The following is a 22647-nucleotide window of genomic DNA, read 5'->3' on the forward strand; positions in this document are numbered from 1 at the left end:
CGGTCTCTCCTCTTCGGGGCGTCAGGGCTTCAGGGATGCGGCATAGGCGGCCAGCGCCACCATCTCCGGCAGGCTCATCTCTTCGGTGGTCGCGCGCATGGGCGCCGCCATGGGGCCGTCCCTGAGCCCGTGCTTGAACTCGTAGAGCTGGCGCACGAGATAGGACGGCGAGCGGCCGGCGAGCGGCGGGATGTCGCCGATGCCCTTCAGTCCTTCGCCGTGGCAGGCGACGCAGGCGGGGATGCGCGTGCCCAGCCCCTCGTTCGCGATGCTCTCGCCCAGCGCGACGCTGCCGCGCGGAACATAAGCGGTGAAGGTGACGTGGAAATCCCGGTTGACGAAATTCTCCTCGTCGTCCGGCATCTCGATGATGCGGCCGGCGAGCGGCTCTGATGTCCCGTCCTTCTTCGGCGTGTAGTACCAGGAGGGCACCGTGCTCGCGGGAACGGTGTCCGTCTCCACCACCGTGATGCGCGGCGGCAGCTTCTGCGCGGCGTAATAAGTGACGGCCTCGGCGATCTCCTGCTCGCTCAGGCTCCTGAGGGCGGCGATCATGCGGAAGACGTGGGTTCGCTCCTTCACCCCGGTGGAGCGGGCGCCGCTGCGGAAATCATCGATCTGGCGCAGCATGTAGTCGGCCGGCAGGCCCGCGAGGCTCGCATTCTCCGGCCCGCCGACGCCCTCGGGCCGGTGGCACACGCCACAGGGCCGCACGTCAGGTTGACGCCCCTGCGCCACCACGTCTGGCATGGGCGGATGGGCGTCGGGGAACCAGTCCCGGGCAACGAAGAGGTCGCGGATCTCGGTCAGCGTGTAGCCGCGGCTGCTGCCCGGGACATGCCGGACGCTGCCGTCATCCTTGGGCGGCACATAGTCGGGCGTCGCGATGGGATAGGCCCAGACGGGCGGCGGCTCTTCTGCGCCAGCGGCAGAGGCGACGAGGCAGAATGCGGCGACGATCACGTCCCGCGCCAGCCGGCCCGGAGAAAACATCTGCAGCCCCGATGATTGTGCGAGCGGCAGCCGCCCCCTGATGCGGCGCCGGGCAGATTATTATCGGGCCGCGGGCGTCATGGACGGCAAAGTTTGCGCCTTTTGACGAGCGGATGCGTCGCCCGGCGCCCGGTCACGCCTGGCGCGCCCACTCCGTTTCGGCCGGCTCCACTGGGGAATGGGGCTGCGCCGCCAGCTCGGCGGAGGCGCGCAGGAAGGCGATGTCGCGCAGCCGGGCGCCGACGCCATGGCCGACGGCGTCGCTGCGCCAGAGCCGGGGCAGGATTTCCACCGCGCGCCCGCCACGGCCATGCAGGCGGATAAAGCCCGCCGCCTCCGCGTCCTGCATCACCCCGCGCACGTGGGACCGCGACAGACCGAACCGCTCTGCCACGTCACCAAAGGCGAACGGGCATTCCCGCCCCTCGGGCGACGACAAGGCGCCTTCGAACAGCGCCTCCAGAACCATGAGCCCGCCCGGCCGGCTGAAGAACAGGAGGAAATCGGTCTGCGCCGAGAGCAGCCGCGCGCCCTCCGGCAGCAAGGCGAGGGACTGGCGCCGGATGGCGGCATGGACCGCCGGATCCCGGTTTCGCACGCCGGCATAGCGGTTTTGCGGGCACAGCGTGTCGAGGATGATGTAGTCCGTCGCCATCCACTCCCGGTCGTGGGCCAGCATCCTGTCCGTGAGGCGCAGCAGCTTCACCCGCCGGTCGCGCGGGGCATGGTGAATCTCGACGAAGCCCACCGCCTGCATCCGCTCGATCAGATGGTCCACATGGCGGGGGCTCGTCATGCCGAAGGCCGCCATCTGCTCCTTGAGCCGCCCCACCGAGAACCAGGTCTCCCGCCGCTCCGCATCGTGATTGGCGTTGAGGATGACAGACAGCGTGAACAGGAGGTAGCGGCTGGAATCCGTCAGCAGGCGGATGAGGAAGGGGTTCCGGTCGAACAGAGCCAGGAAGCTGTCGCAATAGAGCTTCCGCGCGCGCAGATAGTCGGGATGTTCGGCGATCTCCTCTACCGTTACCGGCACCCGCACCCCCACGTCCATGCCCGCCCCCTCAAACGCATCCAGACGCAGCGACAACCGGGATTCGACTAAGCGGAAACGCAAAGGCGCAACGCGGCATCGCGAAGACCGGAAACTATACCATCCAAATCATCGCCCGCAGCGCGGAGAACGCAACGATTACATTCCGTAACGGCACACCGACGGCGCCGAGTTTGGTGCTTATGCGCTTCCCTGCGCTCGCCTCCGCGCATGCAGGCCCTGTCACGTGGTAACGCAGGCGGATCATGTGATGGAATCGGGGGTCACGGCCCGGCGGCGACGTCAAAACGAGGAGGGCGCGTTCAGCGGGCCCGTCCGCGTGGCTAAGCCGCCAATGGGTGTCGGCGAGCAATCCATCGGGACGCTGGACATCTCCGGGCGTCAGTGACTCTGACGATGAACGCAAAACACCCGGCGACCTGAACGATCGCCACGGGCCACCCCGAGCTGCTGCGTCACCGGAGCCAAGCCCCCGTCTTGACGGCGACCAGCGTGGTCACGGCATAGGCCACGAGGGCGACCGAGAGCGCGGCGAACAGTGCCGCGATGGAGCCGGTGAGCCAGAGGGCCACGAACCCGCCGCCGAGCGCGATGGCGACGCGCAGGAAACCGGCCACGACCGGCCAGAACAGTCGCCCGGCGCCCTGCGCCGCGAAGTAAAGCGCGAGCCCGATACCGAAGAAGCCGTAGAACGGCCCAACGATGCGCAGATAGGCACTGCCGGTTGCGACCATGGCCGGCTCGGCACTGAACAAGTAGAGCCACGCCTCAGGAAAGACTGCCGCGGCAAGCCCCACGGTTTCCGTCACGACGAAGGCAAGGCCCGCCCCGGCCAGAGCGATATGAAGCGCGCGATCGCCGCGGCCGGCGCCGAGATTGGTGCCAACCATCGCGACCATTGGCGCGCCGATGCCGAAGATGAGCGGAATGAGCAGATATTCCAGCCGCACGCCGGTCCCGAAGCCGGCGACCGCATCGACGCCGCCTTGAATGGCCACGAGAGCCGTCGCGCCGCCGACGATCACGTTGGTCTGGATTGACTGGAGCGACGACAGCGCCCCGACCCGCATGACCGAGCCGATCACCCGCCAGTCGAGCCGCACCCAGCGGAAGCGGGCGGGGTTGCGCCCGGAGAGGATATAGGCGCCGAGCACCAGCGTGCCGCCAAGATAATAGGCGATGAGCGCCAGCCCGCCCCCCGCGATGCCGAATCCGGGGATGGGGCCGAAGCCGAAGATCAGCACCGGCGAGATCGGGATCAGGAGGGCCACGCCGACACAGATGACGACAGCCGGCAGCAGCATGTTGCCGGTGCCGCGCACGACGCTGGCGAGGCCGTTCATGGTCCAGGTCAGCGGCGTGCCGAGGAAAACGATGTTGGAATAGATGAGCGCCGCCTCCAGCTCCGGCCCCGAGCCGCCCATCGCCCCGTAGATCTGCCTGCCGAACAGCAGGAATAGCGCCGCGAAGGCAAACCCGAAGGCGAGGCTCACGGCGATGGCATGCAGCACCAGCGCATCCGCCGCCGCCTGCTTTCCGGCACCGAGCGCCCGCGCCACGGCGGAGGAAATGCTGCCGCCCAGCGCGCCGGCCGACAGCGTCGTCATCAGCATGACGGCGGGAAACACCAGCGCCATGGCCGCCAGCGCCGCCGTGCCAAGCTTCGCCACAAAGAAGGTCTCGATCAGCCCGGCGGAGGCCTGCGCGAGCATGATGAGAACGTTGGGCCAGGCGAGCCGGACCAGAAGCGGCACGATGGGCGCTTCCACCAGCCGTCGGGTTCGGGCATCGGCGGCCGGGCGCGGGGGCGTCGCGCCTGGCGCGGCGACGGCCGGATCTATCGGGGCGCGGTACATGTCGGCCTCACATTGTTTCGAAGGCTAGATATCGGCGGTGGCGATGAAATTGCCGCCGGCCTCGGCATAGGCATTGGAGATGGCGGCACTCTCGTCCGTATCTGTGCCGCGTCGCCAGCGACCGACGAAGGTGGGAGGGCCGAGGGCGATCTCGGAACCCCTGAGGCCGGTGCCGCCGAACGGTCGAGACTTCATCGGGTCAACTCCTTCGGGGGCTGCGGCACTTCCCCTGCGCCCGCGTGATCCATCAGCCAATCTATTTCGGGTATATACCCGCATCAAATATGACGACTCGCGCCCCCTTAGCCCTCAGAGAGCGGCGAGGAGATCGCGCAGTTGTTCGAGCCTCTCCTTGCCCAGCCGTTCCTCCATCGCCTTCTGGCTCCGCGCCCAGGCCTCGGCGGCGGTCTTGATGAGTTCGGTGCCCTGCGGGGTGAGGGCGATGCAGGCCTCGCGCTGGTCGTCCTTGCCGCGCCGCATCTCCATCAGTCCATGCTTCGACAGCACCCGCACATTCCGGCCAACGGTGGAACGGTCGAGCTCGAGGAGCCGGCCAAGCTCGGTCATGCTGACCTCGCCTTTGTCCCGGACGGAGCGCAGCAGAGAATACTGCGCAACGTTGATCCCGAGCGGCGCCAGCGCCTCGTCGTACATGGCGCTGACCCGACGCGTCGCACGCCGCAGCCGGGCACAGTGGCAGGGGGTATCCATACGAACGTGTATATACCCGCAACCTGTCCCCGTCCAGTCCACCCGAAGGGGAAGAAGCCAGCGGACGCCACGCCGAAGACGGTATGGCCCCAGGGCATGCGCCGATGGCCAAGTCGGGCGAGCCGGCCGGCCGGGGCACCGCACCGACGTATCGTGCGCGCGCATCGTCGTGAGGCCGGCTTGCGCTGCGCCGCGCATTGACGGCCGTGTGGAACGGGCGCTCATACTTGGCCGTCACATCAGCAACGCTTTTGAGCACGATCTGCACGGCTGGGGTGAACGTTCATGACTTACATTGTGCTGATAGCGGTCGGAGGCCTTCTGCTGCTGCAGTGGAGCGGCGCCATACCAATGGATAGCGTTGGCGGCGCGCTGGTGATCGCGGCTGCTGCAATCTTGGGTGCGCTGGCGGTCGCGATCCACGAGGCATGGACGAAGAAGCGAGGCGTCCTCGGCTGGATCGTCAACCTCATTGTCTCATTCGCAGGCGTGTTTCTGATCGCTCCTCTCGCCGGCGGCGCGATGGTGGCACTGCTTCTGCCATTCATGGACGGCGCATCGTCGCTGGCTGCGGCCAGCGGGGCCAAGATGTCAATTGCGCTTGCGGGCCAGCTGGCCCTCACGCTCTTGGGGGTTTGGGGCGCGCTATGGCTCGTGAACCGTTGGCGATGAGCGTCGGCGCCAGCCCCGACAACGCCCAACCGAAGCAGGCGCAACAAGGCCGGCTCGACACGATCCGCCGCTGAGCCGTCAGGCTGCCTTACCGCCGGCCCAATGCCGGTCCATCAAGCGCCGACCAACCGCCGCACGCTCCGACAGGCGACCAGTGACGACAAGACGCTCATTCCTCTTCCGAAGTGCTCCAGCCGCAGCACTTGCGACACTAACCGCGACCTGCGGGTCGCCATCCCGGGCGGAGCCGGTGGAGGCACCGCCCAGGCTTACAGGGCTCGAACAGGCGTTCGCGGCCATCGAGGCCGAGAGCGGCGGGCGGCTCGGGGTTGCAGTGCTGACGGCGACCGGTGCGTCCGCGGGATATCGCGCGGATGAGCGCTTTCCGCTGTGCAGCACGTTCAAGGCCCTCGCCACCGCTGCCATCCTCGCCCGGGTCGATGCCGGCACGGAGCAACTGGGGCGGCGCATCCCGGTGGCGCAGGCGGATATCCTCTCTTATGCGCCGGTGGCGAAGCAGCATGTGGGCGGAGAAATGACCATCGCCGACCTGTGCGCGGCTGCGGTGTTGGTCAGTGACAACACGGCGGCGAACCTGCTGCTGGAGGCCCTCGGCGGTCCGGCCGCGCTCACGGCGTTTGTCCGTACGCTGGGCGACACGAGCACCCGGCTCGACCGGATGGAGCCGGACCTCAACGAGGCGACGCCCGGCGACCCGCGCGACACCACCACCCCCGCCGCCATGGCGCGCGACATGCTGGTGCTTTCCGCAGGTACCGCCCTGAGTACCGCATCGCGTGAGCGCCTGAACGGATGGCTCATTGCCTGCACCACCGGAACGGCGAAGCTCCGCGCCGGACTGCCGGCGGACTGGCGGGCCGGCGACAAGACCGGCTCCGGCAGCCACGGCACCAGCAATGACGTCGCGGTGATCTGGCCACCGGGGCGCCCGCCACTCGTCATCGCTTCCTACCTCACGCAGGCGCCCGGCGACGACGCGCGGCGCAATGGAATCCACGCCTCAGTCGCCCGCGCCGTCGCCGCCCTGGACGGCTGACGGAGCGAACATGAAACTGCTGCGGCGAGCGTTAACCGTCACTGCCCCACGGCATCCTTCACGCACTTCGTGGTGAAGCTGGTCTGTGCAGCTCCCTGCAGTTTCTTTTCCGCTGCTTGGGTATCGCAAGCCGCGGTCGCGTCCTTCTGGCACTTGGTGAGGAAGCTTGTACGCGCCGCGCCAGCGAGCTTCTTCGCGTCGGCATTGGCAACGCAGGTGTCAGCCGAGGCGGCGGCGGCAGAAAGCGACAGCAGGGTGAACGCGATTGCGAGCGTCTTCATGATTTTTCCTCCCAGGCTAGGCCCGTGAAGGCAAGCTATCACCGCCCCGGCTGCGGTTCGATGGTGTCCAAACGGCAGGCGCGGTTCGTCATGTTCCCGGCTACCCCGCCCTGCCGGAACTGATTGCCTCCCTGGCCGGGTCCAGCCCGATGGCCGTGGGCCTGACGGCGGTTGCGCGCCATCGTCGAAGCGATAGAAATGCGGCTCCCTGGAGTTCGCGACCGTGTCCCCTGAAGGCCACATCCTCATTGTCGACGACGACGCCGAGATCCGCCGTCTCGCCGGCAAGTTCCTGCGCGAGCAGGGGCACAAGGTCACGGCCGCGCAGGATGCCCGAGAAATGCGGGAAGCGATGGCCGCCGGCACCGTGGATCTCGTCATTCTCGACATCATGCTGCCCGGCGCGAATGGGCTGGATCTGTGCCGGGACATTCGCCGCACCTCGAATGTGCCCATCATCATGCTGACCGCGCGCGGCAGCGACGTGGACCGGATCGTCGGACTGGAGATCGGTGCCGACGACTATCTGGCGAAGCCCTTCAACCCTCGGGAATTGCTCGCACGCATCCACGCGGTTCTGCGTCGTGCCCGGCCATCGGGAACCGCCGTCGCCACGAGCGGCTCGTGCCTCACGTTCGCCGGCTGGAGCCTCGACACGCGACGGCGGGAGCTGGTCAATCCCGATGGCGCCATCATCGACCTCTCCACCGGGGAATATGACCTCCTTGTCACCTTCCTTGAGCATCCCCAACGGGTGTTGACGCGCGACCAGCTCATGGACGCCGCCAAGAACCGCACCGCCACCGGCTTCGACCGCGCCATCGACATCCAGGTGAGCCGGCTGCGCAAGAAGCTCGATTCCCATGGCGGCCCTGAGATGGTGAAGACCGTGCGCGGCGCGGGCTACTTCTTCGCCCCGCAGGTGGAGCGCTCGTGATCCGCGCCCTCGACAGCCTCGCCTTGCGCACGGCCCTGGTGGCTGTGGTGGGCATCGTGGTGGTGCATGTGCTCAGCCTGTGGACCTACGAGCACGCCATGGAGCGTGAGCGCCACGCCGCCCATGCCCTTCGTCTCGCGGACCAACTCGTCTCGCTGCGCCGCTCCGTAGCCGCGGTGGAGCCGGAAGGCCGCGAGGATGCGGCGCACGACCTTTCGGGCGGCGCCATCGATGCCCATTGGAGCCGGGACGCCATGGCCACGGCCGGACCTCGCCCCACGGAGGCGGGACAGCGCCTCGCCGACGAGGTCCGCACGTTGGCGCCGGACCTTCAGCCGGAGGACGTGCTGATGAGCGCGGGGGCCGATCCCCACCTCAGCCTCGTTGCCCTGCGCCTGCCTGACGGCAGCTGGCTGAGCGCCCGCGTGTTCGCCTCGCCCCCAGAGTCGACCGGCGCTCATGGATCCCTGCTCTCCACCACGCTCATGGCGGCCGGTGTGCTGTTGCTCTCGCTTGCCATCGCCGCGTGGCTCACACGCCCTCTCCGGGCCATGGCCCGCGCGGTCACGGCATTGCCGCAGGATGCCTCCCGCATCCGGCTTGCCGAGACCGGTCCGAAGGAGGTTCGGGAGCTGGCGCATGCCTTCAACGACATGCAGGCGCGGATTGCCGGGCTGGTCGAACGCCGCACCCAGGCCCTTGCCGCCGTCTCCCACGATCTGCGCACCCCCATGACCCGGCTGCGCTTCCGCCTTGAAGATGTCACCGATGCCGACCTTCGCGCGGCCATGGAAGGCGACATCGCGGAAATGGAGCAGATGGTCGAGGCCACGCTCTCCTACCTGCGTGGAGAGGCGAGCGAAGAGCCCCTGCGGCCGCTCGATCTCGTGGCTCTGGTGGAGACCATCGTGGACGATGTGCGGGATCGCAGACGTCCCGCCGACCTCTCTGCGCCGCCGAGTCTCGTGGTCGCGGGGCGTCTCGTCAGCCTGAAGCGGATGGTCTCCAACCTGATCGAGAACGCTGTCACCTATGGCGGCGCCGCGTCTGTGTCCCTCACCGATGCGGGTGCTGACGCAGTGGTGACGGTGCGCGACCACGGCCCGGGCATCCCGGAGGATCAGCTGGCCGCCGTGCTGGAGCCCTTCGTGCGGCTGGAAGGCTCGCGGAGCCGATCGACGGGAGGTGTGGGGCTCGGCCTCACCATCGCGCGCACGGTGGCCGAGGCACACGGCGGTACGCTGACCCTGGCCAACGCGCCCGATGGCGGGCTCCTCGCCTCGGTACGCCTGCCCAAGGCCCAGCCTGAAACAAACTGATACAGAAGCGAAACGCGGCGTGACGCCTCGCGCGCTATCAGCCTCCCGTACCGGAGTCACAAACCGACGGGGAGAGGCATGTCGCGCCACGTGCTGCACGGATTGGGTCTTGGGCTGTGCGGCCTTCTCGGCGCCTTGCTTTTTTCGGCCGGCGCCTTTGCGCATGAAGGTCATGACCATGGCGAACCGCCGCCCCAGGTCACCACCCTAGCCCCCCGCGCCGAAGCGGCCTCCGTCGATTTCGAGCTGGTCGCCGTCCTGCGCGACGGTGCCCTTACCATCCATCTCGACCGCTTCGCCGACAACGCCCCGGTCGACGACGCCACCGTCGAGGTGGAAACGCCGGAAGGCTCCCACGCCGCGAAGCCCGCGGGGCCGGGCACATATGTTCTGCCCGCGCCGTTCGTCGCGACGCCGGGCGCGCATGATCTCGCCTTCACCATCACAGCCGGCGACACGGTGGACGTGCTCGCTGCCAGGCTGACAGTCCCGCCCCCGGCTGGCCTCTCCGACACCAGACCGGTCCCTCCTGCGACCCTGGCGCAGCTCGGCGGGCTGCCGACCGGGACACTCACGGGCCTGGGCGCCGGACTTGTCATCGGCTTCCTCGCCGGAGCGTTCGTGGTATCGCGCCGGCGCACACCCACCCTTCTCGTCCTTACCGTACTGGGCATCGTGCTTTCCGTGGCGCCATCGGGAGCCCGAGCCACAGAGGCGCCGAAGACGAGCCCGCGGGACAGCGCCCAGCGCCTCCCCGACGGATCCTTGATCGTGCCCAAGCCGACGCAGCGCATTCTGGGGGTCAGGACGGTGGTCACAGCGGAGGGCAAGCTCTCCCCAACGGTCGAGTTGCCCGGCCGCGTGGTGCCGGACGCCAATGCGAGCGGCCTGGTCCAGACCGCTGTGGGCGGACGCCTCGCGCCGCCGGAAGGCGGGTTCAAGCCGCTCGGCACGCGAGTCGCTGCAGGGGAAATCCTCGCTTTCGTGCATCCGCCCATCGGCGCCTCCGATCTCAAGGACCTGGAGCAGCAGGGCTACGAACTGGATCAGCAGATCGCCCTCGTGAAGCGCCGCTACGAGCGGCTCTCGGCCATTCCAAACGCGGTCACGCGCCGCGAGGTGGAGGAGGCGGAGATCGAGCTGAACGGCCTCAAGACCCGCCGGGCCAAGCTGGAGCGGGTGCAGCGCGAGCCGGAGGCCCTCCGCGCGCCGGTGGCCGGGATCATCGCCTCCGCCGACGCCGTGGCGGGGCAAATGGCGGACCCGAACACCGTTGTGTTCCGCATCGTCGATCCCTCCCGGCTCTGGGTGGAGGCGCTCGGCTTCTCGCCGGATGCGGGACGATCCGGCGCCACCGGCCGCCTTCCGAACGGGCGCACGGTGGCCCTCACCTTTCTGGGGGCGGGCATATCCGACCGCGCCCAGACGCTCCCCCTCCTGTTTTCGGTCGCCTCGGATACCGCGGAGCTGCGCCCAGGCCAGTTCCTGACGGTATTCGCCGAGGCCGGCGCCCCGCGCATGGGCATCGCGATCCCCCGCTCCGCGGTGGTGCGCGGGGCGAACGGCCAGTCCGTGGTCTATGCGCACGTCAGCGCCGAGCGCTTCGTCTCCTTGGAGGTGAAGACCGCGCCCCTCGACGCCGCCCGCGTGCTGGTGGTGGCGGGCCTCTCCCCCGGCCAGCGCGTCGTGACCGACGGCGCCGAGCTTATCGACCAGATCCGCTGAGGCCGCAAATGTTCACGGTCCTCGTCACCCAGTCCCTGCGCAACCGCCTGCTGGTGCTGGCGCTCGCGGCCGTGCTGGTGGTCACCGGCGCCTATGCGGTGACCCGCCTACCGGTGGACGTGCTGCCGGACCTCAATCGTCCCACCGTGACCATCATGACCGAGGCGGAGGGCCTCGCCCCGGCCGAAGTCGAGCAACTCGTCACCTTTCCGCTTGAAACGGCGATGAACGGGCTGCCGGGCCTCATCCGCCTGCGGTCGGTGTCGGGCGTCGGCCTCTCCGTCCTCTATGTGGAATTCGACTTCGGCACCGACATCTTCCGCGACCGCCAGCAGATCGCCGAACGCCTCGCGCTGGTGCGGGACCGCCTGCCCGCGAACGTATCGCCGCAGATGGGGCCGATCAGTTCCATCATGGGGCAGATCCTGATGTTCGCCGTGACCAGCGACACGGCCGCCCCCATGGCTGTGCGCGAGGCCGCGGATTTCGTCATCAGGCCCCGGCTCCTCGCCATTCCCGGTATCGCCCAGGTCATTCCCATGGGTGGCGAGGTGCGGCAGATCCGCGTCTCGCCGGACCTTGCTGCGACGCGCGCCAACGGCATCACCCTCGATGCTCTGGACAAGGCGCTCCAGCAGTTCGGCACCAATTCAGGCGGCGGCTTCGCCGACCAGAGCGGGCGTGAGTTCCTGATCCGGAACATCGCCCGCACGCTCAGCCTCGACGACCTGAAGACCCTCGTGCTGCCCCGCCCCGCCGGGGGCAACGTCTTTCTCCACCAGATCGCGCAGGTCGACTATGCCGCGCGGCTGAAGCGCGGCGATGCCGGCTACATGGGGCGGCCGGCCGTGATCCTTTCGGTGGAGAAGCAGCCGGAGGCAGACACCCTCGCCCTCACACGCGCGGTGGAAGCGGCGGTGGCCGATCTCAACCGCACGCTCCCCGATGGCATCCGCATCTCCCCGCCGGTGTTCCGGCAGGCCGACTTCATCGCGGCCTCCATCGGCAATGTGGAGAAGGTGCTGATGGAAGCCATGGCGGTGGTGGCCGTGGTGCTGTTCGCGTTCCTGCTCAACTGGCGCACCACGCTGATCTCGCTCACCGCCATTCCGGTGTCGATCCTCAGCACGGCCATCGTGTTCCAGGCCTTCGGCCTTTCCATCAACACCATGACGCTGGGCGGCCTCGCCATTGCCATCGGCGAGCTGGTGGATGATGCCGTGGTGGACGTGGAGAACATCTACCGGCGCCTCAGGGAGAACGCAGCGGTGGCCGCTCCCCGCCCGGTGTTCGACGTGGTGGTGGCGGCGAGCCGGGAGGTGCGCTCGGGCATCGTCTACGCGACGCTGATCATCGTGCTGGTGTTCGTGCCCCTTTTCGCGCTGCCCGGCATCGAGGGGCGCCTGTTCGCGCCGCTCGGACAGGCCTACATCGTCTCCATCCTCGCCAGCCTCGCCACCTCCATCACGCTGACGCCGGTGCTCGCCTTCTACCTTCTCCCAGCCATCAGCCGGCATACGGAGCGGGACGGCGCGTTGGTGCGCATGCTGAAGGGCGGGTACGCGGCAGTGCTCTCCAGCGCCTTCCGCCACCCGCGCCTCGTGATGGGAACGACGACCCTGCTGTTCGTCGCCGCCCTTGCCGCCGCTGCCGGCTTGCCGCGCGCCTTCCTGCCGCCCTTCAATGAAGGCTCGCTGACCATTTCCATGTCGTTCCGTCCCGGGCTCTCGCTCGCCGAGAGCCATCGCATGGGGCTCATCGCCGAGGGGCTCATCCTAGAGGTTCCGGAGGTTAAGGCGGTGGGCCGCCGCACGGGGCGGGCGGAACTGGACGAGCATGCGGAGGGCGTGCACGCCTCCGAGATCGAGGTGGACCTTCACCCCTCTGCCCGCAGCCGCGCCGAGATCACCGCCGACATCCGCGACCGGCTCGCCATCCTGCCCGCGTCCTTCAACATCGGCCAACCCATCTCGCACCGACTCGACCACATGCTCTCGGGCGTGCGGGCCGAGATCGCCCTGAAGCTGTTCGGCGAAGACCTCGACACGCTGCGCGCGACTGCGGAGGGTCTGCGCCAGCGCCTCGCCGCTGTTCCCGGCCTCGTCGACCTGCAGGTGGAGCGGCAGGTGCGCGTGCCCGAGGTGACGGTGCACGTGGACTACGGCCGCGCCGCCCTCTATGGCCTCCAGCCGGCCCAATTGACGGAGGTGCTGGCGCGGCTCTCCAACGGGCGCGTGGTTTCGACCCTCGTGGACGGGAACCGGCGATTCGACCTTGTTGTCCGCCTCCCCGACGCGGCACGCAGCTCTGACGGCTTGGCCGGCCTCCTCATCGAGACGCCATCCGGCTGGATACCGCTCTCGCAGGTGGCGGAGGTCAAGGAGACCGACGGGCCGAACCAGATCCTGCGCGAAGGCGGGCGGCGGCGCATCGTGGTGCTGGCCAACACCTCCGGCGCGCGGGACACGGCGGCCGTCATTGCAGACATGCGTCGTGTCGTCGGTGAGACAGCCCTTCCGGCGGGGACTTCGACCAGCCTTGAGGGCACCTTCGCGGCGCAGGAGGACTCCATGCGCACGATCGGCGGCCTTGCGGCCGTGTCCCTGCTGCTGGTCTTCGCCATCCTCTACAGCCGCTATCGCTCCGCCTTGTTCGCGCTGGTCATCATGGGCAGCGTTCCGCTGGCGCTCATCGGCGCCGTGGCGGCGCTGTGGCTCGCCGGGCAGCCTCTTTCGGTCGCGAGCATGATCGGCTTCGTCACGCTCACCGGCATCGCCGCGCGCAACGGCATCCTGAAGATCAGCCACGTCATCAATCTCGCCATCGCGGAGAACATGCCCTTCGGCCCGGCGCTGGTGACGCGCGGGAGCCTCGAGCGACTGACCCCGGTGCTGATGACGGCCGCTTCCGCCGGCATCGCTTTGCTGCCGCTCATGAGCGGGGCGGAGGTGCCGGGCAAGGAAATCCTCCATCCGGTCGCCATCACCATCTTCGGCGGCCTCGTCGGCGCCACGCTGCTCGATGCCGTGCTCACGCCCGTCCTCGTCCTCGCCTACGGCCGCCGCCCGCTTGAACGGCTCGTGGCCGCGGCCGGCGAGGCTTCTCCCCTTGCCGGCGCCGCGCGCGCCGACGCCTTTTGACGGAGCCTGCCATGAATTTCCGACGCCTCGTTCCCGCCCTCCTCGCTCTGCCCCTCTCCGCCACGCCGCTGTTCGCGCACGAGCCCGGCGTCGGAGCCAACGGCGGGGTGCGGGTGGATGCCGGGCACTATCATGCCGAGCTGGTGGCCGACGGCACCCCCGCCGTCGCGCTCTATCTCAGCGACGGATCCGACAAGCCCGTCGCGGCCGATGGTTTCAAGGCCAACGCCATCCTCGTGGTGGACGGCAAGGCCCAGCGCTTCCCGCTCGCTCCCGCCGGCGCCAACCGGCTTGCCGGCACCGCCGCAGTGGCCGTTCCCAAGGGGGTGAAGGGCGCCGTCCAGATCACCGCTCCGGACGGCTCCTCAGCCCAAGCCAAATACTGAAGACACCTGATTTCCCGGGCCCGCCTTGTCTGCCCGGCGACGCGCCCAGGAAGCTGATCCAGAGGCTGACCATGACCCGACCGATGACCCCCTCTATCACCCGCCGCTCCTTCCTCGCGGGCAGCGCGGCAATGGGCGCGCTCGCCGTTTCCGGCGGGTGGAGCCGCGCCCTCGCGGCGCCCCTTCTCAGCGTCGAGAGCATGACGCTCGACGTGAACGGCAAGGCGGCCAAGGTGTTCACGGTGAAAGGCCCGAGCGGGGAAGGCATCTTCGCCAAGGAGGGCGACCGGCTCGCTGGCGGGGTGCTCAATGTCTCCGGATCGCCGGCGGTCCTGCACTGGCACGGCCAGCTCTTTGCCCCGGCCGACCAGGATCGCGCCCGTCCCGGCGGCGGCGAGCTGGCGCCCGGCGGGACGGATCAGGTGGACTTTCGCCTCACGCCGGGCACCCACTGGATGCACTCCCATACGCTCAGCGAGCAGCAGCTTCTCGCCGCCCCCCTCGTGACCCGGGAAGCCGACGCCGGTGATGTGCAGGATGTGGTGGTGATGCTGCACGACTTCTCCTTCAGAAGCCCGGAGGAGATCCTCGCCGGTCTCGGCGGGAGCAGCGCCCATGGCGGCCACGGCATGGGCGGGTCCGTGCAGGGAATGGCCATGCCGGGAATGGGCCATTCCGGGCATGGGATGAGTGGAATGGGCGGCATGGGAGCCATGGGGGGAGCTATGGGCGGCGGGATGTCCGCGTCACCTGCCGCCGGCCAGATGGGCCACGGCATGGGTGGCGGGATGACCGGAGGAATGGCCGGCGGCATGGCCCATGCCAACGATGTCGATTACGACGCCTTCCTCGCCAACCGGCGCACGCTCGCCGACCCCGAAACGGTGCAGGTGGAGAAGGGCGGCCGGGTGCGCCTGCGCATCATCAACGGCGGCACGGCCACGGCCTTCTTCATCAGCGTGCCCGGCCTCAGGCCCAGATGCATCGCGGTGGATGGCTCGCCGTGCCTGCCCGTCGAGGCAGACGCCTTCCCCGTGGCCCAGGGGCAGCGGATCGACCTCATCGTGGATATTCCTGCGGGCGGCGGCGCTTTTCCCGTACTGGCCCAGGTGGAGTCTTCGCCGCGCCGCACCGGCCTCGTCCTGGCGACCGCCGGGGCCTCCGTGGCGCGTATCGCCGAGAGCGCGGACCGGCCGCAGGGTCTTGTCGATCTCACGTTCGAGGCGCGCCTCGCGGCGGCGAAGCCGCTCGTGCCGCGCACAGCCGACCGGGTCATTCCCATCATGCTCGGAGAGGAGGCCGGCTACCGCTGGACCATCAACGGCCACATCTATGGCGAGGCCAAGCCGTTCGAGGCAAGCTCCGGCGAGCGGGTGGAACTGACGTTCATGAATCCCACCACCATGAGCCATCCGATGCACCTGCACGGCCACCATTTCCAGGTGGTCGGCATTGGCGGGCGCCGTTTCTCCGGCGCCATCCGCGACACGGTGATGGTGCCGCCGCACGTGCCCGTCACCGTCGCCTTCGACGCCGGACCGAAGGGCGAGTGGTTTCTGCACTGCCATCACCTCTACCACATGGCCACGGGCATGATGGCGGTGGTGAAGATTGCTTGATCCCGCAGAAGGAAGACCGTCATGCACTACGATCAGATGATGAGCGGCGGCATGTGGGGGATGTGGCTGTTCGGCCTTCTCGTTCTGGCGCTTGTCGTGCTCAGCATCGCCGCGCTCATAAAGTATCTCGGGCGGTGAAACGGGAGCGCCGCCCGGACATCTTGGAGTCGTTTGGTCGCCATCTGTAGGCCACCAGTCTGGTTCTGCCGAAGTCGCGCTCGGTTCATGGGCTAAGTCAGCTGCCGCGCGGCGCAGGCAGTCCCTTCACTCCTCTCCGAGCCCGAACCGGTTGGGCATACGCTTCTCAAGATTGAACTTGAGCAGTGCTGCAGAGCGGAAGATGCCGTGGGCGAACTTGCCATAGGGTAGCGTCAGGAACAGCGCCATTACCGTGCCGAGATGGATGGCGAGCCACAGCGCCATGAAGCGGGTATCGCGCAGCAGCAGAAGTGCGAAGCCTGTGGCGCTGACCAAGATCAGCAGCATGATGAAGCCGCGGTCCATGCCGTTCTGCTCGACGTCGGCCCGCAGCGCATCGCGCTTCAGGTTCAGCCACAACAGGCCGATCGGACCGATGATCAGGCCGAGGCCGCCGAGCGATCCCAGAATGACCGGCGCGCTGGTGAAGGCATAGGGTGCGTGCAGGTCGAACAGATAATGATACAGCGTCGCGACACAGGTCGCCGCGAAGCACAACAGGAAGCCGTAGAGCGTCAGCTGATGGAACCGGCGGCGCCACAGGGTGAATGCGTCATCGCCCTCGTTGCAGCCATCGCCGTGACCGCCACCGAGATAGCGCAGGCGCGCAACGTCCGTGACAGCCTCCACCGCGGCCGGCGCGCGCGCTTTGGCAGCGGCGGCGATGGCAGCAAGATCCCCGCATCTGGTGGGCGAAACCGCTCGCCAGAATCTGGTGACACCAACCCCAAGCGCGAGGATCGCAAACAGGAACACCGCGCCGAACAGCACAGCGAGGAAGTTGTGCGGGAAGATCGCATAGAAATTTCCCGCCAGCGGCTCGTGGATCAGCCGCCCGTTCATGGCGATCGCGAGGATCATGAACAGCGCGAGACCGCCGGCGAGCGCAAGAGCGACGGTCAGTCCGGCCCGGTCATAGAGCCGGCCGAACGTCCGCGGCCACGCATAATCCTGATAGGTGCGCACCCGCACCTTTGCCATGGCCTGCGGGACATTGACGGCGAATTCGTGCGGCGGCGCATATTGGCAGGCATAGAGGCACGAGCCGCAATTGTGACAGAGGTTCGCCAGGTAATGGGTGTCGGCCTTGCTGAACTCCAGCCGCCGCGTCATCGCCGGGAAGACGGCGCAAAAGCCTTCACAGTAGCGGCAGGCGTTGCAAATCTGCATGACGCGGGCAATCTCTGCCTCGCCCGCGCTCAGGGCGCCCGCGAGGTTCACGCCGCCCTCGCAGGCGCCGCCAGCAACGGGCGCTGCCGGATCATCGTGCGGCGGCATAAGCCATTTCCTCCTGAAATGTGGGGTGGCGGTGCCCAGTGCTCGCGGCGGCGTTGACGCCGGCAATGCGTCCGAAGGCCGTGCCGATGCTCATGCCGACACCAGCGGTGTATCCCTTGCCCAGCACGTTGCCCGCAACCATCTCGCCGGCGGCAAACAGATTGTCACTCGGCACGCCCTTGAAGCGCACCGCGGCGGTCGCATCAGTCTTCATACCGAGATAGGTGAAGGTGATGCCGGGCTTGAGCGGATAGGCGTAGAAGGGCGGGGTGTCGATCACGCGTGCCCAGTGGGTCTTGGCCGGCGCGAGGCCTTCGGTGCGGCAATCGTCGAGCGAAGTGTGGTCGAAGGTGCCGGGGCGGCAGGCGGCATTATAGGCGGCGAGCGTCGCGACGAAGGACTCCGGATCGATGCCGATCCTGACGGCGAGCTCGTCCAGCCTGCTCGCTTTGGTGCCCTCGAACACCGGCGGCATGAAGCGCCCGATGGCCTTCTGGTCGATGATCGACCACGCGGTCTGGCCGGGCTGCTGCGCCACGAGGCGGCCCCAGATCGCATAGCGCTTCGGCCAGAAATCCTCGCCCTCGTCGTAGAAGCGCTTGCCTTCGCGATTGACCACGACACCCAGCGAGACGCAGTCGATGCGGGTGCAGATGCCGCCGTCATAGAGCGGTGCGCGGGCATCGATGGCGACGCAATGTGCCTGGGTTGGATCACCGATCGAGTCCGCCCCCGCATCGATCATGAATCTGAGCAGAACGCCCTGATTGAAGCGGGTGCCACGTATGAGGAAATTCTCTGCGGTCCATTCGCCGCGCGCGTTCTGGCCCCAGGCCTCGCGTTGCCATTCGAGATTGGACTCGAAGCCGCCGCACGCGAGGATGCAGCTTTTCGCGGCAATGCGCTCGCCGCCCTGCGTGATTGCGGCGATGAACCGGCCGTCCTTCAGTTCGAGACTCTTCACGGGCGTGCCGTAGCGAACTTCGGCGCCCAGCGCTTCTACGCTTCGAAAATAGGCATTCACCAGCGCCTTGCCGCCGCCCATGAAGAACGCGTTGGTTCGAGCCACATGGAGCGCGCCCGACAAGGGCGGCTGGAAGTGGACGCCGTGCTTGCGCATCCACGGCCGACAGCGCGACGAATGCCGGATCACGAGGCGCGCCAACCGCTCGTCGGTCAGCCCGCCGGTGACCTTCAGCAGGTCCTGCCAGAACTCCTCTTCGGGATAGGCGTCGACCAGCACGTCCTGCGGCGCGTCATGCATGCAGCGCAGATTGCGCACATGCATGGAATTGCCACCCCGCCATTCTTTCGGCGCGGCTTCCAGCATCAACACCGATGCTCCCGCCTCGCGCGCCATAAGGGCCGAGCACAGGGCCGCGTTGCCGCCGCCGATGACGAGAACGTCGGGCATGGATGAGGGTGTCGTCACGCCATGGGCTCCGCTGCAACGTTTCGTCCCGCAAGCCAGCCGAATGTCAAAGCGGGACCGAGCGTGATCCCCGGCCCCGGATAGGCACCTTCCATGATGGAGGCCATATCGTTGCCGCAGGCATACAGGCCAGGGATCGGTTTGCCGTCGACCGCCAGCACGCGCGCCTCTTCATCGGTGACGATGCCTGCCGACATGCCGAGATCGGCAGGCATCACGGCGACGGCGTAGAACGGCGCAGTCTTCAGCGGCGCGACGCAGGGATTGGGCTGCTGATCGGCGTCGCCAAGCGATCGCTGATAGATATTGCTGCCGCGCCCGAACGCCGGATCTTCGCCGCAATCGGCGTGCGCGTTGAACGTGGCGATGGTGCGTTCCAGTTCGTCGGGTGGGACACCGATCAGCCGGGCGAGAGCGCCGATCGTATCGGCGCGCTTGAGATAGCCCGACGTCACGTCTGCCCGCACCGAGGCAGCAAACGGCTTGATCTTGCCGAGCCCGTATTTCCAGAGGAAGCGGCTGTCGCAGATCAGCCAGGCCGGGATTGCGCTGTTGGCATGCGCCAGCTGGGCACGGACGAATTCGTGATAGGACACGGCCTCGTTCACAAAGCGCCGTCCATGGCCATCGACGGCGATCAGACCCGGCTTGGCGCGGTCTGTCACCGTGTGCGGATAGACACCGCGGCTGCCGTCGGCCCGCGTGAAGGTCGAAGCCGGTACCCAGAAGGCGCCATCGCGTGTCGGCGCTGAGAGCTGGGCGCCGACCGCCGTCGCCAGCCGCGCCCCGCGCGGTGCGGTGCCGGGACACACCGTCGCCGTCAGCGCGCCTGCGCTGTCCGGGACGAAGGCGCGGCGCAGTTCCCCATCGTGAGAGATGCCGCCGGTGGCGAGCACGATACCCCGGCGCGCGCCCACGCACCGCGCGCGCGCCGCCGCATCCCGCGTTTCCAGCACCGCGATGCGACCGTTCCCGCCCGCGTGCAGCGCTTCCACCGTCGTGCCGGTGCGAAGGGTGACGCCGAGATCGATGACGGATTTCAGCAACCGCGCCACGAGGGCATTGCCGAGGTAAAGCGTCGTGCCGCGGCGGGCACCAAGACGCTGCACGCCGTATCTGAACAGCAGTTTTGCCACGTGCAACGCTGCGCGCGGTGACTTCGTCATACGGCGCAGGTGCGGAATGTCCTGCCGGCTGATCATCATGCCGCCGAACAGGGTGAATTCCGGCAGCGGATCGCGCACCAGCGCGAAGGCCTTGCCGAGGGCGCGCGCATCGAACGGGACGGGTTCGAGGACGCGCCCGCCTGACGTCGCGCCGGGCAGATCGGGATAATAGTCGGGATAGGTGACGACCGGCTGCAGGCGCAGGCTGGTGCGCGCTTCCAGATCGCGGATCGCCGCGTCGCCACTCGCCAGGAAGGCCTCCAGCCGCGTGCGATCGGTCCCGGGCACGGTTGCCGCGAGATAGGCGCGCGCCGCCTCAAGACTATCCGGACGCTGCCCGGCGGCTTTGTGGTTGGCCGGAATCCATACCATTCCGCCGGAGATTGCCGTCGTGCCACCGACGACCTCGGCTTGCTCAAGCAGCAGGACCGAGCACCCCCGCGCCGCCGCGGTGCTGGCGGCGGTGAGGCCGCCGGCACCCGCGCCCACTACGACGACGTCGAAGACCTCGTCCGGTGCATCAGGACCCGATGATGTCATACCATGCCGCCATTCGGCTGCACGATTTGGCCCTGCACCCAGGATGCCTGCCCGGAGGCGAGGAAGCGCACGACCTCCGCGATCTCTTCCGGACGGCCGATACGGTTGAATGGACTGAAGCCGGCCATCCGTTGCTTGGCTTCTTCGGTCTTGCCCGCGTTGAAAAGGTCGGTGTCCACCGGCCCCGGAGCCACGGCGTTGACGCGCACGCCACGACCTGACAGTTCCTTCGCCATCGCACGCACCAGGCTTTCCACGGCGGCCTTGGTCGCCGCATATGGGCCGGTACCGGGAACGGCGTGGCGTACCAGCGACGTGGTGACGGCCACGATCGCACCGCCGTCCTTCACCCGGCGCGCGGATTCGGCGAGCACGTTGAACGCGCCGACGACATTGACGTCGAGCAGCTCGCGGAAGTGGTCCGGACTGAAGCTCACCATCGGCGCGCCGGGCACGTTGACGCCGGCATTGGCGATGACGGCCTGCGGCGCGGCGCCGAAATCGGCCTCGACCTTATCGAACACCTTGGCCACCGACGCCGCATCGCGGATGTCGGCCTGATAGCTCTTGCCGGAGACCGGGGCGGAGGCTTGGGTCGAATAGGTCGAGGCGACCTGCCAGCCGGCGTCGGAAAAAGCCTTGACGCAGGCGGCACCGATGCCGCGCGAACCGCCGAAAATGAGCACTACGGGAGATGACGTCGTCATAAGATGGTCCTCTGGGAAAGGGGATGGGGAGGACGCCGGCGGTTCGAGCGCGACAGATGAAACCAATCCGGCGTGCACTGCCCGAACCAACCCTCTTTGATCCGCCGGATCGCGCGCGATGGCATTGCACACAAGCGCAGGCGGCGGAGCGATCCTGACGGGCCGTCCCGTCAGGACGACGGTGGACCGGCCATGCGTTCCCGCGTCGCCACGATGGTTGCCTCGATGCCGCTTTGAAGATCGTAGCGTGGCGCATAGCCGAGTTCGGTCCTCGCCCGGCTGATATCGAGGGCGCCTTTCACCGCGCTCAAGATCCGGCCGCCGTGGTGATACGGGCCATTGTCGCCGACCGTGATCCTTGCCCCTGGAATGGCCCGATTGACCGCCTCCGCGGTGTCGCGCAGCGTGGGAGCGACGCCGGTCGCGATATTGTAGGCGTCATAGGCGTGCTTGGCCTTGTCGAGCGCCAGCAACGCGCCGGCGACCGTGTCGTCGATATAGACCTGATCGACCGCGAAGGCCCCGCCATCGGGTTGGTGGAAAGGTTCCCCGCGCAGGGCCGCCTCGACGAACGTCCGCGGCATCCGCAAGCGCGGCAGATGCGGGCCGTAGACCCAGCAGGTCCGCACATTGATGCATTCGAGGCCGTGTTCGCGCGAATAGACCCGGCCGTAATGTTCGGCCGCGAGTTTGGTAAGGCCGTAGACGCTGAGGGGCGTCTGCGGATGATCCTCGTCGATCACGGGCACGCGGAAATCGCCGTAGGTCTCTTCGGTGCTGATATGGATGACCCGCTTCACGCCGCCGAGGCGCATGGCCTCGAACAGGTTGATGGAGCCTTCCACATTGACGCGCTGGGCCTTGATCGGAATGTCCGCGGCCTGGACCACACCGACGATCGCGGCGGCGTGGATCACCGCATCGGGTCGATGGGTTTCAAACAGGTGCACCACCTGATGCCACTCGCCCAGATCAGCGAACGCAGTCGTCAGCTGCGGCTGGTGCGCCGCGAGCGCGGCGAGCGCAGGCGACACCGCGATATCGGTCGCAATGACCGCATCGCCCCGCTTCAGCAGCGCCTCGACGATTGCGCCGCCGAGCCAGCCGCCGGCGCCGGTGACGAGAATTTTCTTTGCCATGGTGGTCCCCGTCACCGCGGCTGCGGCTCGTCATCCGTCGGCGGCGAGGTGATCACCAGGAATGTCAGCGTATCGGTTCCGGTACAGTGGAACTCATGGACGACGCCGGGCGGAATATAGGTCACGTCGTTGGTGCGCACGAGGCGGCGCTCGCCGTCGACGATCAGAATGCCTTCGCCGCCCAGCACATGATAGATTTGCTCCTGGACCTTGTGCGAATGACTTTCCACATGAGCACCCGGCTCGTAGCACGAGATGCGATGGTCGAAGAACCGGCTGCCGACGGTCTCGGGCGTCACGATCGCCTTCGAGAGCGCCTGATTGAAGTGCCCCGGATACTGGATCCAGAGCAGTTCGGCGAGATTGCGGGTGACCGCATATTTCTTTTCGCCAGCATCGGCGAAGGCGTTCGATTCGGGAGACACGAAGGTCATTGA

General features: G+C 67.9%; 20 protein-coding genes. 8 read left to right on the forward strand and 12 right to left on the reverse strand.

From position 1 onward, the window contains the following. Positions 1-21 precede the first annotated feature (21 nt). The 5 genes from ACT535_RS16625 to ACT535_RS16645 all read right to left on the reverse strand — a co-directional run bounded on the left by ACT535_RS16625 (position 22) and on the right by ACT535_RS16645 (position 4614). Positions 22-993 carry a c-type cytochrome gene (locus ACT535_RS16625; RefSeq protein ID WP_476365268.1) on the reverse strand — a complete coding sequence of 324 codons (972 nt, stop codon included), beginning with the start codon at positions 991-993 and terminating at the stop codon, positions 22-24. Positions 994-1126: 133 nt separating this feature from the next. Next, a complete protein-coding gene (locus ACT535_RS16630; RefSeq protein ID WP_476365269.1) occupies positions 1127-2047 on the reverse strand; it encodes a hypothetical protein in 921 nt (306 codons plus the stop codon). Between the two features lie 455 nt (positions 2048-2502). After that, a complete protein-coding gene (locus tag ACT535_RS16635; protein WP_476365270.1) occupies positions 2503-3903 on the reverse strand; it encodes an MATE family efflux transporter in 1401 nt (466 codons plus the stop codon). A gap of 24 nt (positions 3904-3927) precedes the next feature. After that, the gene (locus tag ACT535_RS16640; protein WP_476365271.1) at positions 3928-4098 is read right to left on the reverse strand and encodes a hypothetical protein; all 171 of its coding nucleotides are present in this window, start codon (positions 4096-4098) and stop codon (positions 3928-3930) included. A 114-nt stretch (positions 4099-4212) separates the two neighbouring features. Continuing rightward, a complete protein-coding gene (locus ACT535_RS16645) occupies positions 4213-4614 on the reverse strand; it encodes a MarR family winged helix-turn-helix transcriptional regulator (protein ID WP_476365272.1) in 402 nt (133 codons plus the stop codon). Positions 4615-4899: 285 nt separating this feature from the next. Between ACT535_RS16645 and ACT535_RS16650 the strand changes: the two genes are divergently transcribed. Together ACT535_RS16650 and bla are read left to right on the forward strand one after the other, a co-directional pair. Beyond that, positions 4900-5286, forward strand: coding sequence for a hypothetical protein (locus ACT535_RS16650; RefSeq protein WP_476365273.1), 387 nt, complete (start codon positions 4900-4902; stop codon positions 5284-5286). A gap of 154 nt (positions 5287-5440) precedes the next feature. Further along, complete coding sequence (gene bla, locus ACT535_RS16655) at positions 5441-6343, forward strand: class A beta-lactamase (RefSeq protein ID WP_476365274.1); 903 nt, start codon at positions 5441-5443, stop codon at positions 6341-6343. Positions 6344-6381: 38 nt separating this feature from the next. Here the strand turns inward: bla and ACT535_RS16660 are convergent, their stop codons facing one another. Further along, complete coding sequence (locus tag ACT535_RS16660) at positions 6382-6624, reverse strand: hypothetical protein (RefSeq protein ID WP_168459468.1); 243 nt, start codon at positions 6622-6624, stop codon at positions 6382-6384. A 223-nt stretch (positions 6625-6847) separates the two neighbouring features. Here ACT535_RS16660 and ACT535_RS16665 point away from each other — a divergent pair, with 223 nt between their 5' ends. The 6 genes from ACT535_RS16665 to ACT535_RS16690 all read left to right on the forward strand — a co-directional run bounded on the left by ACT535_RS16665 (position 6848) and on the right by ACT535_RS16690 (position 15750). Further along, positions 6848-7561 carry a response regulator gene (locus ACT535_RS16665; RefSeq protein ID WP_476365275.1) on the forward strand — a complete coding sequence of 238 codons (714 nt, stop codon included), beginning with the start codon at positions 6848-6850 and terminating at the stop codon, positions 7559-7561. Next, positions 7558-8880: an ATP-binding protein gene (locus ACT535_RS16670; protein WP_476365276.1), complete on the forward strand. Its 1323-nt coding sequence runs from the start codon at positions 7558-7560 to the stop codon at positions 8878-8880. The genes ACT535_RS16665 and ACT535_RS16670 overlap by 4 nt, the downstream gene beginning before the upstream one ends. A 78-nt stretch (positions 8881-8958) precedes the next feature. Next, positions 8959-10605: an efflux RND transporter periplasmic adaptor subunit gene (locus ACT535_RS16675; RefSeq protein WP_476365277.1), complete on the forward strand. Its 1647-nt coding sequence runs from the start codon at positions 8959-8961 to the stop codon at positions 10603-10605. A gap of 8 nt (positions 10606-10613) precedes the next feature. After that, positions 10614-13745, forward strand: a complete 3132-nt coding sequence (locus ACT535_RS16680) for an efflux RND transporter permease subunit (protein ID WP_476365278.1) — start codon at positions 10614-10616, stop codon at positions 13743-13745. 11 nt (positions 13746-13756) lie between these two features. Then, a complete protein-coding gene (locus tag ACT535_RS16685) occupies positions 13757-14131 on the forward strand; it encodes a hypothetical protein (protein WP_168459463.1) in 375 nt (124 codons plus the stop codon). A 71-nt stretch (positions 14132-14202) separates the two neighbouring features. After that, the gene (locus ACT535_RS16690; RefSeq protein ID WP_476365279.1) at positions 14203-15750 is read left to right on the forward strand and encodes a multicopper oxidase family protein; all 1548 of its coding nucleotides are present in this window, start codon (positions 14203-14205) and stop codon (positions 15748-15750) included. A 264-nt stretch (positions 15751-16014) separates the two neighbouring features. On the opposite strand, the gene tcuB is transcribed toward ACT535_RS16690, so the two are convergent. From tcuB to ACT535_RS16720, 6 genes are all read right to left on the reverse strand, one after another. Then, a complete protein-coding gene (tcuB, locus tag ACT535_RS16695) occupies positions 16015-17226 on the reverse strand; it encodes a tricarballylate utilization 4Fe-4S protein TcuB (RefSeq protein ID WP_476365280.1) in 1212 nt (403 codons plus the stop codon). Further along, positions 17210-18640: an FAD-dependent tricarballylate dehydrogenase TcuA gene (gene tcuA, locus ACT535_RS16700; protein ID WP_476365281.1), complete on the reverse strand. Its 1431-nt coding sequence runs from the start codon at positions 18638-18640 to the stop codon at positions 17210-17212. Before tcuA ends, tcuB begins: the two co-directional genes overlap by 17 nt. Before the next feature lie 14 nt (positions 18641-18654). Beyond that, positions 18655-20364 carry an FAD-dependent oxidoreductase gene (locus tag ACT535_RS16705; protein WP_476365282.1) on the reverse strand — a complete coding sequence of 570 codons (1710 nt, stop codon included), beginning with the start codon at positions 20362-20364 and terminating at the stop codon, positions 18655-18657. After that, complete coding sequence (locus ACT535_RS16710) at positions 20361-21071, reverse strand: SDR family oxidoreductase (RefSeq protein ID WP_168459460.1); 711 nt, start codon at positions 21069-21071, stop codon at positions 20361-20363. Before ACT535_RS16710 ends, ACT535_RS16705 begins: the two co-directional genes overlap by 4 nt. Before the next feature lie 170 nt (positions 21072-21241). Further along, positions 21242-22210 (reverse strand): NAD-dependent epimerase/dehydratase family protein, encoded by a 969-nt coding sequence (locus ACT535_RS16715; RefSeq protein WP_476365283.1) that lies wholly within the window; start codon positions 22208-22210, stop codon positions 21242-21244. A gap of 11 nt (positions 22211-22221) precedes the next feature. Beyond that, complete coding sequence (locus ACT535_RS16720) at positions 22222-22644, reverse strand: cupin domain-containing protein (RefSeq protein ID WP_168459458.1); 423 nt, start codon at positions 22642-22644, stop codon at positions 22222-22224. Positions 22645-22647: the final 3 nt, after the last annotated feature.

This window comes from Xanthobacter sp. DMC12 (genome assembly GCF_056314105.1).